At 76.4% G+C, this 14307-nt stretch carries 15 protein-coding genes; 9 read left to right on the top strand and 6 right to left on the bottom strand.

What is annotated here, in order from left to right:
• Nucleotides 1-293 precede the first annotated feature (293 nt).
• From ACYVO2_RS36695 to ACYVO2_RS36680, 4 genes are all read left to right on the top strand, one after another.
• Nucleotides 294-986, top strand: a complete 693-nt coding sequence (locus ACYVO2_RS36695; protein WP_461012465.1) for a nucleotidyltransferase family protein — start codon at nt 294-296, stop codon at nt 984-986.
• Complete coding sequence (locus ACYVO2_RS36690) at nt 983-1243, top strand: BON domain-containing protein (protein WP_461012464.1); 261 nt, start codon at nt 983-985, stop codon at nt 1241-1243. Before ACYVO2_RS36695 ends, ACYVO2_RS36690 begins: the two co-directional genes overlap by 4 nt.
• Complete coding sequence (locus ACYVO2_RS36685; RefSeq protein ID WP_461012463.1) at nt 1240-1995, top strand: metallophosphoesterase family protein; 756 nt, start codon at nt 1240-1242, stop codon at nt 1993-1995. The genes ACYVO2_RS36690 and ACYVO2_RS36685 overlap by 4 nt, the downstream gene beginning before the upstream one ends.
• Nucleotides 1996-2104: 109 nt before the next feature.
• Complete coding sequence (locus tag ACYVO2_RS36680; RefSeq protein ID WP_461012462.1) at nt 2105-2266, top strand: hypothetical protein; 162 nt, start codon at nt 2105-2107, stop codon at nt 2264-2266.
• 57 nt (nt 2267-2323) lie between these two features.
• Here ACYVO2_RS36680 and ACYVO2_RS36675 read toward each other — a convergent pair whose 3' ends face one another.
• From ACYVO2_RS36675 to ACYVO2_RS36665, 3 genes are all read right to left on the bottom strand, one after another.
• Nucleotides 2324-3322, bottom strand: a complete 999-nt coding sequence (locus tag ACYVO2_RS36675) for a Ppx/GppA family phosphatase (protein WP_461012461.1) — start codon at nt 3320-3322, stop codon at nt 2324-2326.
• An 86-nt stretch (nt 3323-3408) separates the two neighbouring features.
• A complete protein-coding gene (locus ACYVO2_RS36670; RefSeq protein ID WP_461012460.1) occupies nt 3409-3639 on the bottom strand; it encodes a DUF5133 domain-containing protein in 231 nt (76 codons plus the stop codon).
• Nucleotides 3640-3823: 184 nt separating this feature from the next.
• A complete protein-coding gene (locus ACYVO2_RS36665; RefSeq protein ID WP_461012459.1) occupies nt 3824-4402 on the bottom strand; it encodes a TetR/AcrR family transcriptional regulator in 579 nt (192 codons plus the stop codon).
• A gap of 263 nt (nt 4403-4665) precedes the next feature.
• On the opposite strand from ACYVO2_RS36665, the gene ACYVO2_RS36660 reads away from it, so the two are divergent.
• Nucleotides 4666-6126, top strand: coding sequence for an MFS transporter (locus ACYVO2_RS36660; RefSeq protein ID WP_461012458.1), 1461 nt, complete (start codon nt 4666-4668; stop codon nt 6124-6126).
• A 26-nt stretch (nt 6127-6152) separates the two neighbouring features.
• Nucleotides 6153-6485, top strand: coding sequence for a glyoxalase superfamily protein (locus ACYVO2_RS36655; protein WP_461012457.1), 333 nt, complete (start codon nt 6153-6155; stop codon nt 6483-6485).
• A 27-nt stretch (nt 6486-6512) separates the two neighbouring features.
• Here the strand turns inward: ACYVO2_RS36655 and ACYVO2_RS36650 are convergent, their stop codons facing one another.
• Complete coding sequence (locus ACYVO2_RS36650; protein ID WP_461012456.1) at nt 6513-7457, bottom strand: EamA family transporter; 945 nt, start codon at nt 7455-7457, stop codon at nt 6513-6515.
• Between the two features lie 84 nt (nt 7458-7541).
• Here ACYVO2_RS36650 and ACYVO2_RS36645 point away from each other — a divergent pair, with 84 nt between their 5' ends.
• The gene (locus ACYVO2_RS36645) at nt 7542-8471 is read left to right on the top strand and encodes a LysR family transcriptional regulator (protein ID WP_461012455.1); all 930 of its coding nucleotides are present in this window, start codon (nt 7542-7544) and stop codon (nt 8469-8471) included.
• 42 nt (nt 8472-8513) lie between these two features.
• Here the strand turns inward: ACYVO2_RS36645 and manD are convergent, their stop codons facing one another.
• The gene (gene manD, locus ACYVO2_RS36640) at nt 8514-9755 is read right to left on the bottom strand and encodes a D-mannonate dehydratase ManD (protein ID WP_461012454.1); all 1242 of its coding nucleotides are present in this window, start codon (nt 9753-9755) and stop codon (nt 8514-8516) included.
• Nucleotides 9756-9926: 171 nt separating this feature from the next.
• On the bottom strand, nt 9927-10895 hold the full coding sequence (locus ACYVO2_RS36635; RefSeq protein WP_461012453.1) for a pyridoxal-phosphate dependent enzyme: 969 nt from the start codon (nt 10893-10895) through the stop codon (nt 9927-9929).
• Nucleotides 10896-11128: 233 nt separating this feature from the next.
• On the opposite strand from ACYVO2_RS36635, the gene ACYVO2_RS36630 reads away from it, so the two are divergent.
• On the top strand, nt 11129-12868 hold the full coding sequence (locus ACYVO2_RS36630) for an L-lactate permease (RefSeq protein ID WP_461012452.1): 1740 nt from the start codon (nt 11129-11131) through the stop codon (nt 12866-12868).
• 387 nt (nt 12869-13255) lie between these two features.
• Nucleotides 13256-14307: molybdopterin oxidoreductase family protein (locus ACYVO2_RS36625; protein WP_461012451.1), on the top strand; the 1052-nt coding region annotated here is incomplete at its 3' end.

Raw genomic sequence — 14307 nt, 5'->3', positions numbered from 1 at the left:
CCCGCGCGCGCCCCGGTGCCGATCGCGGCCGGCGGCCGCGGCGGCGGGCTGCCGCGCCGTCGGCGCGCCGCCGCGGGGGGAGCGGGCCCAGGGGTCCGGCGATCCCTTGACGGGGATGCCCCGCACGGCTGTCCGCCCCGTGTCGAACCGGCGCGGCCGGGTAGTAGGCACGCCACCGAGCGGACGGCGGACCGCCCTCCGCCGGACGGACACCAGCGTCGCCGCCGTCCCCGCCGGGCCCGGTGGCGGCGACCCAGCAGTGAGGGCCCAGCAGTGAGGACGGAGCGCCAGTGATGGAACATCCGGACAACGGCGCCGGACCGGGCGGCCTGCGGCTGGCCGTCGGCGACCGGGCGGCGGAACCCGCGTCCCTGCCCGAACGGGACCCTCGGCAGGACGACCCCGCTCCCCCGCTGCCGCCGGATCTCACCCAGGCGGTGCTGGAGGCCACCAAGCAGGTGGGTGGTCTGCTCAAGGGCGCGGACCACCCGTTCGCCCTGGCCGGGAGCGTCGCGGCGTACGCGCACGGCGCGGAGGCGCGGCTCCAGCACGACACCGACTTCTGCATCCTGCGCGAGGACGCGGACGCGGTGACGGCGACCCTGCGCGGCGCCGGGATCGACGTGCGCGTCCCGCCGGAGGACTGGCTGATCAAGGCGTGGTACGGCGGCGTGCAGATCGACCTGATCTTCGAGCTGGCCCGCCGGCCGGTGGACCGCGAGCTGCTCGGCCGGGCGGAGACGCTGCCGGTCAACTCGGTGCGCATGCCCGTGCTCGCCCCCACCGACCTCGTCGGCAGCCTGCTCGGGGCGTTCTCCGAGCACTACTGCGACTTCGGCGCCGTGCTGCCGATCGCCAGGGCCCTGCGGGAGAAGGTCGACTGGGCGCTGCTGCGCGCGGAGTACCGGGGCGAGCCGATGCCCGAGTCCTTCCTCTACCTCCTGGAGCGCCTGAACGTCATCGAGCCGCGGGAGGCGGGCCGATGAGCCGGCCGCAGCCCGCCGACACCGAGTACCGCATCGCCCACCTGAAGGAGCGGCTGGCGGCCGGGGAGACCGCCGAGCTGGGCGTGCGCGCCGAGCTGCGCGGCGGCGCCGTCGTGCTGAGCGGAACCGTGCCCACGGCCGGCTGCCGCGACGAGATCCTGCGCCTGGCGCGGGAGGAGCTGCCGGGCGTGCCCGTGCGCAGCGACCTGGTCCTGGCCGCGGCCGACGCCCCGCAGCAACCGGAGGAACTGGCATGATCCGTGTCGCAGCCGTCGGGGACATCCACATGGGGCCCGACAGCCGGGGACTGCTCCGGCCGGCGTTCGACACCCTGCCCGACTGCGCCGACCTGCTGCTGCTGGCCGGCGACCTGACCCGCCACGGCACCGTGGAGGAGACGGCGGTGGTCGCGGACGAGGTGCGCGGCCTGGGCGTGCCCGTGATCGCCGTGCTCGGCAACCACGATTACCACTCCGGCCGGCAGGACGAGGTGGCGGCCGTGCTGCGCGACGCGGGCGTCACCGTCCTGGAGGGCGAGGGCACGGCCGTGGACGTGGCCGGGACCTCGGTGGGGATCGCCGGGACCAAAGGGTTCGGCGGCGGCTTCGTCGGGCGCAGCGGCGGGGAGTTCGGCGAACCGGAGATGAAGGCGTTCATCCGCCGCACCCGTCACTGCGCCGAAGGGCTGCGCCGCTCCCTGGAGGAGCTGGCCGGGCGTGGCTGCGCGGTGCGGATCGCGCTCACGCACTTCTCCCCCGTGCCCGACACGCTGGCCGGGGAGCCGCCGGAGATCTTCCCGTTCCTCGGCAGCTACCTGCTCGCCGAGGCGATCGACGGCGCGGGCGCGGACCTGGCGGTGCACGGGCACGCCCACCTGGGCACGGAGCACGGCATGACCACGGGCGGCGTGCGGGTGCGCAACGTCGCCCAGCCGGTGATCGGGCGGGCGTTCGCGGTGTACCACGTGCACGCCCGGGAGTCGGAGATGAGCGCGGCGGCCACCGGCTGACGGCGCGCGGCCCCGGGCACCTCCGTGCGGGTCACTCCCCCGCGGGCGGGTCCCCGGTGAACAGCCGGCGCGGCACGGAGCGGGCGGCGGTCAGCTCGGATCGGCCCTGGTGTTCCCGGTCACCGGCGCGGCCCGCTTCGCCCCGCGGCTGAGGGCCGGCCTCGTCGGCGTCCCGGCGGCGCGGCGGAAGGTGGCCCTGGGCGAACCGCCGGTGCCGCGCACCGCGCTCCAGCTCGCCTTCCTCGCCGCGGCGGGCCTGGCTCCGCTGTGACGCCGCCCGCGCCGACGCGGCCGAACGCCGACCGGTGCCCCGCCGCGCCGGGCAGGCTCAGGGGGCGACGCTGGCCTGACGCTGCCCCGTCGGCAGGGCGTACAGGGTCTGGCCCGAGGTGTCGTGCCACAGCGGGGGCTGCTCCTGGAGGCGCCGGAGCATCACGCCCTCCCGCAGGGCCCACGGACACAGGGTCACGGAGTCGATCTCCAGGCAGCGCATCGCGGTGTGCGCGATCACCGCGCCGGCCAGGGACTGGCGGGCCCGGGCCGGGGAGATGCCGGGCAGCTCCGCCCGCTCCCCCGCGGGCAGCGCGGCGAGCCTCCGCACCGCGGCGCCGAGGTCCGCGCGGGCGAGGCGGCGGGTGACGAAAGGGCCCTGCCGGCCGGGTGCCGCGCCGCACAGGCGGGCGAGCTGCTGGAAGGTGCGGGAGGTGGCCACGGCGGTGTGCGGGCCCTCCCAGCGGATGCGGGTGGCCACGTCCCGCAGCTCGTGGCGGACCCGGCGGCGCAGCTCGCGCACCGCCTCCGGGGAGGGCGGGTCCCCCTCGGCGAGGTACTGGCGGGTCAGCCGGCCCGCGCCCAGCGGCAGCGAGACGGCCAGGTCCGGCATCCTGGCCCGGCCGAACGCCACCTCGAGCGTGCCGCCGCCGATGTCGAGCAGCACCATGGGGCCGGCCCGCCAGCCCATCCACTGCCGCGCCGCGAGGAACGTCAGCTCGGCCTCGGTCCGGCCCGACATCACGTACAGCGGCACACCGGTGCCGGCGTGCACCGCCTGGAGCACCTCCTGGCGGTTCGGGGCGTCGCGGATGATGGCGGTGCCGAAGGCGAAGGGCTCCTCCACCTCCCACCGGGCGGCCTCGTCCCTGGCGGAGGCGACCGCGGCCACCAGGTCGTCCACGGCCCGCTCACCGAGCCTGCCGTCGGGCTCCACGCTCTCGGCGAGCCGCAGCCGCCGCTTGCTCGTGTGCACGGGCAGCGGGATGTCGCCGTCGCCCTCGGCCACAGCGAGCCGCACCGTGTTGGATCCCACATCCATGACCGCCAGCCGCATGCGAAGCGTCTACCCGCGTCGCCGCACCTCACGCCTCCCTTTCGGGTGGTCCCTCTCGGGCGGTCGCCCGGCCGCGGCGGCGGCCGTCAGGCGGAGGAGGCGGTCTCCTCGCCGAGCGGGGCCGCACCGAGGCGGCGCCGGGCGACGGCCAGGGCGGACTCCACGTCGCGGGTACCGGTCGTCACGCACAGGGTGTAGGCCACGTCCTGCATCCGCTGCCGCGCCTCGACGTCGTCCTCGCCCCGGGCGCGCAGGACCGCCAGCGCCTCGTACCGTTCCACCAGGTTCCGCAGCACGGCGGGTTTGGCCATCAGCATGGCGGTCTCCTGTTCTCCGCCCGGACACGGATCGCGCGCCCGGGCACATCGGCAACGAGGCCCCGTCTACCCGCCATTGACACCGCCACTCCTCGCGCGCGGCCCCGATCCGCCGCACCCGCGCCGGCGGAGCGGACACGGCGGGCGGGACGACCGCCGTGTGTCACCGGCCGTGTACGCGGGGTCAGCGCGCGGCGCGGACGCCGTCGAGGGCGACGGCGAGGACGCGGTCGCGCTGGGCGTCGTCGCGGAAGTTCGTCGCCGCGATGCCGGCCACCATGCGCAGCAGGTCGTCGAAGCCCATGTCGGTCCTCGCCTCCCCGGCCCGCTGCGCCCGCTCGAACAGCGGGCCGCCCGCCTGGTACATCGATGCGCGGCAGGCCTGGAACAGGTCCGAGGCGTCCTCCATGGCCTCGCGGATGGCCCGCTTGGTGGCGGTGTAGTCGACGAAGCGGCGCAGCCACGAGGTCAGGGCCTCCCAGGGCGGGAGGTCCGCGACCTCCTCGGCGACCCGGCACAGCGCGGCGACCTCGCCCGCGTAGACGCTCTCGAACAGGTGGCGGCGGGTCGGGAAGTTCCGGTAGAGGGTGCCGATGCCCACCCCGGCGCGGCGGGCGACGTCCTCCAGCGGGGCGTCCGCGCCGCTCTCGGCGAAGACCTCGCGCGCGGCGGCCAGCAGCGCGTCGTAGTTGCGCGCGGCGTCCCTGCGGTGCGGGCGCCGGGCGGCGACGAGCACGTCGACGGGAAGGTGCCGTTCGGTCACTGGTGCCTCCGGGGCGGGGCGGGATCGGCGGCGGGCCGGGAGGAGGGGCGGGGGCGCGGAGCGGGGAGGGGGGAAGGGGACGTGCGGGATTGAAAGTGGAGGCTAACCTCCACTACAGTGGAGGCGCACCTCCACTTTACCAGTCGGGGCCGGTCCCACCGGTGGCGCGCCGTCGCGCCCACCGCTCGCTCGGCCGCGCCCCCGGACGGCCGCGCCCGCGGCGCCGCCCGCCGTCGATCCGTTCCGCTCGGAGAGGCCCACCCATGCCCCGCACGTCCCCACGCGTCACCTTCGCGGTCCTGGCCACCGGCGCCGGCGTGTTCGCCATGCTCCAGTCGCTGATCGCACCCGCCCTGCCGGCCATCCAGCAGTCCCTGCACACCTCCCAGTCCACCGCGACCTGGGTGATGACCGCCTACCTGCTGTCCGCGTCGATCTTCACCCCGATACTCGGCCGCGTCGGCGACCTCGTCGGCAAGAAGGGCACCCTGGTCGGGGTGCTGGTCACGGTGGCGGTCGGCTGCCTGCTCGCGGCGCTCGCGCCCAACGTCGGCGTGCTCATCGCGGCCCGGGTGGTGCAGGGCGTGGGCGGCGCGTTGTTCCCGCTGTCCTTCGGCATCATCCGCGACGAGTTCGCCCCCGGCGAGGTGGGCCCCGTCATCGGCAACCTGTCGGCGGTGATCGCCGCGGGCGGCGGCGTCGGCATGGTGGCGGCGGGGCCGATCGTCGCCGCGCTGGGTCACCGCTGGCTGTTCTGGCTGCCCGTCGGCATCGTGGCCGTCACCGCCCTGATCGCCCTGCGGTACATGCCCGCCTCCCCCGCCCGCGCCGCGGGGCGCGTCAACTGGCCCGGCGCGGTGCTGCTCTCGGGCTGGCTGGTGGCGCTGCTGCTGCCGATCAGCCAGGCCACCGCCTGGGGCTGGGGCTCCGCCCGGGTGATCGGGCTGCTCGCCGCCGCCGTGCTGCTGTTCGCCCTGTGGCTGCTGGTCGAGGCCCGCTCCCGCAACCCGCTGATCGACCTGCGGATCATGCGGCTGCCCGCCGTGTGGACCACCAACACCGCCGCCCTGCTGTTCGGCGCGGGCATGTACGCGATCTGGTCGTTCCTGCCCGGCTTCGTGCAGACCCCCTCCTCCGCCGGGTACGGGTTCGGCGCGAGCGTCACGGGCGCCGGGCTGCTGCTGCTCCCCATGCTGGTCACCATGTTCGGCTCCGGTGTGCTCAGCGGACGGCTGGAACCGCGCCTGGGGGCCAAGCGGCTGCTGGTGACCGGGTCCGCGCTGGGCGCGGTCGCCTGCGGGTTCCTCGCCGCGTGGCACGACCGGCAGTGGCAGATCGCCGTCGCGGCCGGCATCTTCGGCCTCGGCACCGGACTGGCGTTCGCCTCCATGGCCAACCTGATCGTGGGCAGCGTCCCCGCCGAGCAGACCGGCGCCGCCACCGGCATGAACGCCAACATCCGCACCATCGGCGGCTCCCTGGGCACCTCGGTCACCAGCGTGCTGGTCACCGGCCGCCTCCAGCCGTCGGGCCTGCCCCACGCCTCCGGCTACACCGGCGGCTTCACCCTGCTCGCGGTGCTCTGCCTGGCCGCGGCCCTCGCCGCCCTGCTGGTCCCGGCGCGCCGCGCCCGTCCCGCGACGGCCGCCGTCCGCGGCCCGGCCGCCGCCCCGGCCGGGGTCCGCGCCGGGAATGGCGCCGCGGCACCCGGCGCCCGGCGCTGACGGTGCGGGCTGGCAGGATGCCCGCCATGGACGAGGAAGTGATCCCGATCCTGCGGGTGGCCGACGCCGCCGCCGCGGTCGGCTGGTACGAGCGGCTGGGGTTCGCCAAGCGGTGGGAGCACCGCTTCGAGCCGGGCCTGCCGGCGTTCGTGGAGGTGGCCCGGGGGCGGGTGCGGCTGTTCCTGTCCGAGCACACGGGCGACGCCCGCCCGGACACCCTGGTGTACCTGCGGGTGCGGGACGTGGACGCGGTCGCCGCCGAGTTCGGGGTGCCGGTGGACGAGGCGCCGTGGGGCCGCGAGGTGGAGCTGCGCGACCCGGACGGCAACCGGCTGCGGGTGGGCACCCCGGCGGAGTGACCCGGCACCGTCGCCCCGCCCCCTCGCTCACGGACCCGTCCCCTCCTCCGGACGCCGGGCTCCCGGTGGGGCGGCGGGCGGGGCGGCGGGCGGGCGGGCGCCGCCCCGTTCGGCGCCGACGCCCGCGGCGACCACCAGCGCGACGCCGGCCACGGGTCCCCAACGCGGCACCTGGTGCAGCGCGACCAGGCCGATGACCAGGGCGAACGCGGGCTCCAGGCTCATCAGGACACCGAACGCCGCGGTCGTCAGGCGGCGCAGGGCGAGCAGTTCCAGGGTGAACGGCACCACGGGCAGCAGCACGGCCAGGCCGAGACCGGTGAGCACCACCTGCCAGGTGAGGTGCCCGGCGACGGAGGGGCCGGCGACCGCGGTGGCGACCAGGCCCGCGACGGGCATGGACACGGCCAGCCCGCGGATGCCGGAGACCTGGTCGCCGACGTGCTGGGTGAGCAGGATGTAGGCGGCCCAGCAGGCGCCAGCGCCGAGCGCGCAGGCCACCCCGACCGGGTCGGCGCCGCCGTGCCAGGGCTCGGTGAGCAGCAGCACCCCGGCCGCGGCGAGCAGCGGCCACCGCCGCCGGCCGCCGCCGGAGCGGGCCACCGCCACGCCCAGCGGGCCGAGGAACTCCAGGGCGGAGGCCGTGCCCAGCGGCAGACGGGTCACCGCGGCCATGAACAGCAGCGTCACCCCGGCCGTCACCGTGCCGAGCGCCGCGCAGGAGAGCAACTGGGAGCGGGTGAAGCCGGAGGGCCTGGGCCGCACCACGACCAGCAGCACCACGCCCGCCCACGCCAGCCGCAGCCACGCCACGCCCGCGGCGCCGAGGTCGTCGACCATGGCCACCGAGGCGGCGAGGCCGAGCTGGACGCACAGCATCGACGCGACGGCCATGGCCGTCCCCGTGCGGGCCGCGGACCGCGGATCGGGCGGGGCCGCGCCCGCGCCCGCCCCCGAGAAGGTCGTCGTCATGCGCGCCAGTGAAGGACACGCCGACCGTTCACGTCCACGTGTGGATCATGGACATACCGTTCGGCGTTCATGAATGATCGCGGTATGGATCTCCGCCGTCTGAAGCTGCTCTTCGAGCTGTCCCGGCTGGGGTCGATGCGCGAGGTCGCCGACGAGCTGGGCGTGACCACCTCCACGGTGTCGCAGCAGATCGCGGCGCTGGCCCGGGAGGCGGGGACGGCGCTGATCGAGCCGCACGGGCGCCGGGTGCGGCTCACCCCGGCGGGGCGGCGCCTGGCCGAGCACGCGGTGACCATCCTCGCCGCGGTGGAGGCGGCCCGGCTCGACCTGGCCTCCGACGCCGAGCCGGCCGGCACCCTGCGCGTCGCCGGGTTCGCCACCGCCGTGCGCCGCTCGCTGCTGCCCGTCGCCGCGCGGGTGGCGGCGAACCACCCCCGGGTGCGGGTGCGCATCCACGAGCACGAGCCCGCCGAGGCCCTGGCGCTGCTCGCCTCCGACGACGTGGACCTGGCGCTGACCTACGACTACGACCTCGCGCCCGCCCCGTTCGACGCCGCCTTCGAGGCCAGGCCCCTGTGGTCGGCGGCGTGGAGCCTCGGCGTGCCGCACGGCGCGCCGCGGGCCGCGCCGGTCCCGGCCGGTGCGTCCGCGCCCGCGGTCCTGGCCGGCTTCCGGGACCACGACTGGATCGTCAACTCCCGCAACACCGCCGACGAGCGGGTGGTGCGCCTGCTGGCCTCCATGGCGGGCTTCGAGCCGCGGATCGCGCACAGCGTGGACAGCCTGGAGCTCGTCCAGGACCTGGTGGTGGCCGGGTTCGGGGTGGGCCTGCTGCCCGCCGGGCTGCCCGTCCTGCCCGGGGTCCGACTGCTGCCGCTGACCCGTCCCGGGGTGACGTTGCGGTCCTACGCCGTCACGCGCCGCGGGCGGGCCGGCTGGCCCCCGCTGGCCCTGGTGCTGGACCTGCTCACCGGCCCGGAGGGGCCGGACCGGCCGGAGGGGCCGGACCGGTGAGCGGGGGCCGGGTGGGCCGGGCGGCGGCCCGGCCCGGGCCGGTCACCAGTCGTGCACGGTGCCGTCCGCCAGGCGGTTGACGGGCAGGTACGCGGGCTCGTACGGGAAGCGCTCAGCGGCCCGCGTGTCCAGCTCCACACCGAGGCCGGGCGTGTCCGACGGGTGGAGCAGCCCGTCGTCGAACCGGTAGGAGGTGCGGAACACCTCCAGGGTGTGCGGCGAGTGCCGCATGTACTCCTGGATGCCGAAGTTGTGGACGGCCAGGTCCAGGTGGAGCGCCGCCGCCATGCCGACCGGCGAGATGTCGGTCGGGCCGTGCATGCCGGAGCGCACCCCGTACACCGCCGCCAGGTCGAGCAGCTTCCGCATGCCGGTGACGCCGCCGGTGTGGGTGACGGCGGAGCGGACGTAGTCGATCAGCCGCTCGGTGAGCAGGGTGGTGTAGTCGTGCACCGAGTTGAACACCTCGCCGATGGCCAGGGGGGTGGTGGTGTGCCCGCGGATCAGGCGCAGCGCCGTGGGGTCCTCGCCCGGTGTGGCGTCCTCCAGCCAGAACAGGTCGTACGGTTCCAGCGCCTTGCCGAGCCGCGCCGCCTCGATGGGCGTCATCCGGTGGTGCCCGTCGTGCAGCAGCGGCAGCCCGGGCCCGAACTCGGCCCGCACCGCCTCGCAGACCGACGGGAGGTGCCGCAGGTAGGCGCGGGTGTCCCAGGTCTCCTCGACGGGGCGCGCCGGTCCCGCGGCGGTGCGGCGGGCGGGCTCGTAGTCGTAGCGGTCGCCGCCGCCCGCGGCGGAGGCGGCGACGCCGTAGACCGAGTCGAGGCCGGGGACGCCGGTCTGCACGCGCACGGCGCGGTAGCCGAGTTCGAGGTGCTCGCGCACCGAGTCGAGCAGTTCGGGGATGTCGCGGCCCGAGGCGTGCCCGTAGGCGAGGGCGCCGGTGCGGCAGGCGCCGCCGAGGAGCTGGTACAGCGGCATCCCGGCGGCCTTGGCCTTGATGTCCCACAGGGCGGTGTCCACGGCCGCGATCGCGGCCATGGTCACCGGTCCGCGTCGCCAGTAGGCGCCCCGGTACAGGTACTGCCAGGTGTCCTCGATGCGGGCGGCGTCCCGTCCGAGGAGCAGCGGGGCGACGTGGTCGCGCAGATAGCTGGCGACGGCCAGCTCCCGGCCGTTGAGGGTGGCGTCGCCGAGGCCGGTGAGGCCGTCGTCGGTGGTGACGCGCAGGGTGACGAAGTTCCGTCCCGGGCTGGTGACGACGACGTCGGCGGATGCGATCCGCATGGGGGTGCTCCTTCCGTCCGCGGGTCCGGGCCTGGCGGGTGCTCAGCCGGTCGGTTCGGCGACGACGACGCCGTCGTCGACGGGGCAGGTCGGCCTCGCGGGCGGCGGCGTACGCCTGCCGGGTGCGGGCGAGGACGCGCGGGGCGGTGCGTCCGGGGCCGGGCCGCGGGGTCAGGTGGCGCAGAGTTCGGCGAAGCGGCGGGTGTCCACGTTGCCGCCGGAGAGGATGACGCCGACGCGGGGCGGCAGGCGGTCCACGCGGTGGGCGAGGAGGGCGGCGAGGGCGCTGGCGCCGCTGGGCTCCAGCACGGTCTTCAGGCGCTCGAAGGCCAGCCGCATGGCGTGGCGGATCTCGTCGTCGCCGACCAGGACGACCTCGTCGACCAGCCGCCGGTTGACCGCGAACGTCAGCTCCCCGGGCGTGTCCACCGCCTGCCCGTCGGCGATGGTGCGCGGCACGGGGACGGCCACCCGCCTGCCCGCCGCGAGGGAGCGCCGGGTGTCGTCCCCGGCCTCGGGCTCGACGCCGATGACGCGCACCCCGGGCCGCAGGGCCTTGACCGCCGTGGCGCTCCCGGCGATCAGCCCGCCGCCGCCCACCGGCACCACCAGCGCGTCGAGGTCGGCGACCTCCTCGATCAGCTCCAGCGCCGCGGTGCCCTGCCCGGCGATGACGTGCGGGTGGTCGTACGGCGGGATGAGGGCGAGGCCGCGCTCGGCGGCCAGGGCCTCGGCGACGGCCACCCGGTCGCCGAGGTAGCGGTCGTAGGTGACGATCTCCGCCCCGTACCCGGCGGTGGCCTCCCGCTTGGCGCGCGGGGCGTCCTCGGGCATGACGATCACCGCGGTGGTGCCGAGCTCCCGGGCGGCCAGCGCGACGGCCTGGGCGTGGTTGCCCGAGGAGTAGGCGGCGATGCCGCGGGCGCGCCGGGCGGGCGTCAGACGGGAGGCGGCGTTGTAGGCGCCGCGGAACTTGAAGGCGCCGGCGCGCTGGAGGTTCTCGCACTTGAGGAACGTGCGGGCGCCGACGAGCGCGTCCAGGGTGCGGGAGCGCAGCACGGGGGTGCGGTGGGCGATCCCGTCGAGCCTGGCGGCGGCGTCGCGGACGTCGTCCAGGGTGACCGGCGGGGTGCCGCTCATGTCCGCCCTCCCTCGGGTGTGTGCTCCGGCGCGCGGGGCCTGGACGAACAGTACAGGGCATGGACACGGAGTCCAACCCCCCGGGGCGGCGGTGGGGCCGGGCGCCCGCGCCCCGGCACCGACCGGCGGCCGACACCCTCGCACCGCGGAATCGTGGGGCAGTCATTTCCGGAGCGTGACTCTTCCGGAGCGTGGGCATCCACTCCAGGACGCCGCCGTCCGAGGAGGTTCCGATGTACCGTCAGGTCCTCGATCCCCTGGGCGGATCGCTGAACTGGTCCGCCCTGTGTGCCTCCCTCCCCCTGCTCACCCTGTTCGTGCTGCTCGGCGTCTTCCGGATGAAGGCCCATCTGGCGGCGATCGGCGCGCTGCTCGTCGCCCTCGTGCTGGCCGTGGCCGTGTGGGGCATGCCGGTGTCCCAGGCGGCGTCGGGCGCGGCGGAGGGCGGCTTCTACGGGCTCTTCCCGATCCTGTGGATTCTGGTGAACGCCCTGTGGATCTACCGGATGACCGAGGTCACCGGCTGGTTCTCGGTGCTGCGGCGGTCGTTCCGCGCGGTCTCGGCCGACCAGCGCGTCCAGGCCATCCTGATCGCGTTCTGCTTCGGCGCGCTGATCGAGGCGCTGGCGGGCTTCGGCGCCCCGGTGGCCATCACCGCGGTCATGCTGGTGGCGGTGGGCATCGAGCCGATCAGGGCGGCGACCGTGGCGCTGGTGGCCAACACCGCCCCGGTGGCGTTCGGCAGCATGGCGGTGCCGCTGACCACGCTGTCCGGGGTGACGGGCCTGCCGCTCGCGGACCTCGGCGCGATGGCCGGGCGGCAGACCCCGGTGATCGCCGCCCTGGTCCCGCTGGTGCTGGTGTTCCTGGTGGACGGGCGGCGCGGCGTGCGGGAGACCTGGCCGGTGGCCGTGGTCGCGGGCCTGGCGTTCGCGGGCGCCCAGTACGCCGCCTCCAACCACATCAGCGTGGAGGTCACCGACATCATCGCCGGGGTGGCGACCCTGGTGGTGGTGCTCGGGTTCCTGCGGGTGTGGCGGCCGGACGCGGACCGGCGGGCGGCGGAGGCCGAGCCCGTGGCGGTGGCCGCGGGCGGCGGGGCGGCGGGCGGCGCGGCGCGGGACGCGGGGGCGGGCGGTGCGGGCGCCTGGCCCGAGGCGCGGGAGCCTCGCGAGTCGCCGCGGTCGCCGGAGGGGCCCGAGTCCCCGGAGGAGCGGCGGGTGCGGACCGGGGAGGGCAGCGCGCTCATGGCGTACGCCCCGTACCTGGTCATCGTCACCCTGTTCGCCCTCGTGCAGCCTGGTCCGGTCAAGGACTGGCTGGCCGACCACGGCGTCGTCCAGTTCACCTGGCCCGGCCTCGACGTCGGGACGCCGTCCGGCGACCCCGCCGCCGCCATGACCTTCAAGCTGGAGCACCTCAAGGGCGCGGGGACGATCCTGCTGGCGGCGGGGCTGCTCACCATGGCCCTGTACCGGGTCGGGCCCGGCCGGGCGGTGCGGGCGTACGGCGCGACGCTGCACCAGTTGCGCTGGACCGTGGTGACGGTGACGTCGGTGCTGGCCCTGGCCTGGGTGATGAACCTGTCCGGGCAGACCGTGACCCTCGGCACGGCGCTGGCCGGGACCGGTGACGCGTTCGCGCTGTTCTCCCCGGTGGTGGGCTGGCTCGGGGTGGCGGTGACGGGCTCGGACACCTCGTCCAACTCGCTGTTCGGCGTGCTCCAGGTGACCGCGGCCCGGGAGACCGGGCTGGACCCGGTGCTGCTCGCCGCCGCCAACTCCACCGGCGGGGTGCTCGGCAAGATGCTCTCGCCGCAGAACCTGGCCGTCGCGGCGGCGGCGATCGGGATGGCGGGCAGCGAGAGCGTCATCTTCCGCCGGGTGCTCGGCTGGAGCCTGGGCCTGCTGGCCGGGTTCGCCGTGCTGGTTTACCTCCAGTCCACCCCGGTCCTCGGCTGGATGACGGTCTGAGCCGTCCTCGGGTCCGCGGCGGACGGTGCCTCGGGTGCCGGTGGTGCGGCAGGCGATGGGCGTGGCACCGGCGGCGCGTGGTCGTCTAGGGTCTGTCAAGGTCGGCGGGGGAACCGGCGGTGACGTGACGGGCCCTCGCCATCCTTCGTTGCCGGGTCGCGGCGGCGCGGGCCGGGATCTCCGGGTCCGGCGGAGCGGCAGCGGGCCGGCGGCCGGATGAAGTCCCGAAACGAGGTCCGCATGAGCTGTGCCTCCCGGCGCGCACCGAGCACGCCCACGTCCGTTTCCACGGCGGAGTCCCCGTCCGCGGCGACGCCGCCGACACCCCCGACGGTGCGCCCGTGACCCGGCGGGCGGCGCCGCGGGCCCGGGGGCCGGAGGCGGGCGGTGGCTGAGCGGGACCGCGCGGTGGCCACCCACTGCCCGTACTGCGCCCTCCAGTGCGGCACCCTGCTGCGCCGCGGCGAGGAGCCCGGCGGTGCCGCGGTGGAGGTGGAGCCGGACCGGGACTTCCCGGTGAACCGGGGCGGTCTGTGCCGCAAGGGCTGGACGGCGCCCGCCGTGCTGGGCGCCGTCGACCGGCTGCGCGCCCCGCTGCTGCGCGACGGCGCGGGGCGGCTCGCCCCGGCGGCGTGGCCCGCGGCCCTGGACGCGGTCGCCTCCCGACTGCTGCGGACCCGCGAGGAGCACGGGCCGGACGCCCTCGCGGTGTTCGGCGGCGGCGGCCTGACCAACGAGAAGGCGTATCTGCTCGGCAAGTTCGCCCGGGTGGCCCTGGGCACCAGCCAGATCGACTACAACGGCCGGTTCTGCATGTCGTCCGCCGCCGCCGCGGGCACCGCCGCGTTCGGGGTGGACCGGGGGCTGCCGTTCCCGGTCACCGACCTGGCCGAGGCCGACGTGGTGCTGCTGGCCGGGGCGAACCCGGCGGAGACCATGCCGCCGCTGATGCGGCACCTGGGCCGGGCCGGCGCCCTGGTCGTGCTCGACCCGCGGCGCACCCCCACCGCGGAGCACGCCGCCGTGCACCTGGCCCCGGCGCCGGGCACCGACCTGGCGCTGGCGCTCGGCATGCTGCACATCGCCGTCACCGAGGGCCTGCACGACCGGGCCGCGATCCGGGACCGCACCACCGGGTTCGACGCGGCCTGGCGGCGGGCCGCGGCCTGGTGGCCGGAGCGGGTGGAGCGGGTCACCGGGGTGCCGGCGGACGAGCAGCGCCGCGCGGTGCGGATGCTGGCCTCCGCCCGGCGCGGGTACGTGCTGACGGGCCGGGGCGCCGAGCAGCACAGCAAGGGCACCGACACGGTCGCGGCGTTCGTCAACCTCGCCCTGGCGCTGGGGCTGCCGGGGCGGCCGGGCTCCGGCTACGGCTGCCTGACCGGGCAGGGCAACGGGCAGGGCGGCCGCGAGCACGGGCAGAAGGCGGACCAGTTGCC

It is taken from the genome of Streptomyces capparidis, assembly GCF_054782095.1.
This window is presented reverse-complemented; position numbering and strand designations above follow the sequence as displayed.

Coding starts and splice junctions, on each gene's coding strand:
- ACYVO2_RS36645 (WP_461012455.1), top strand. CDS start 7,542: ATGGATCTCCGCCGTCTGAAGCTGCTCTTCGAGCTGTCCCGGCTGGGG.
- ACYVO2_RS36630 (WP_461012452.1), top strand. CDS start 11,129: ATGTACCGTCAGGTCCTCGATCCCCTGGGCGGATCGCTGAACTGGTCC.
- ACYVO2_RS36635 (WP_461012453.1), bottom strand. CDS start 10,895: ATGAGCGGCACCCCGCCGGTCACCCTGGACGACGTCCGCGACGCCGCC.
- ACYVO2_RS36685 (WP_461012463.1), top strand. CDS start 1,240: ATGATCCGTGTCGCAGCCGTCGGGGACATCCACATGGGGCCCGACAGC.
- ACYVO2_RS36650 (WP_461012456.1), bottom strand. CDS start 7,457: ATGACGACGACCTTCTCGGGGGCGGGCGCGGGCGCGGCCCCGCCCGAT.
- ACYVO2_RS36655 (WP_461012457.1), top strand. CDS start 6,153: ATGGACGAGGAAGTGATCCCGATCCTGCGGGTGGCCGACGCCGCCGCC.
- ACYVO2_RS36670 (WP_461012460.1), bottom strand. CDS start 3,639: ATGCTGATGGCCAAACCCGCCGTGCTGCGGAACCTGGTGGAACGGTAC.
- ACYVO2_RS36695 (WP_461012465.1), top strand. CDS start 294: ATGGAACATCCGGACAACGGCGCCGGACCGGGCGGCCTGCGGCTGGCC.
- ACYVO2_RS36690 (WP_461012464.1), top strand. CDS start 983: ATGAGCCGGCCGCAGCCCGCCGACACCGAGTACCGCATCGCCCACCTG.
- ACYVO2_RS36675 (WP_461012461.1), bottom strand. CDS start 3,322: ATGCGGCTGGCGGTCATGGATGTGGGATCCAACACGGTGCGGCTCGCT.
- ACYVO2_RS36660 (WP_461012458.1), top strand. CDS start 4,666: ATGCCCCGCACGTCCCCACGCGTCACCTTCGCGGTCCTGGCCACCGGC.
- manD (WP_461012454.1), bottom strand. CDS start 9,755: ATGCGGATCGCATCCGCCGACGTCGTCGTCACCAGCCCGGGACGGAAC.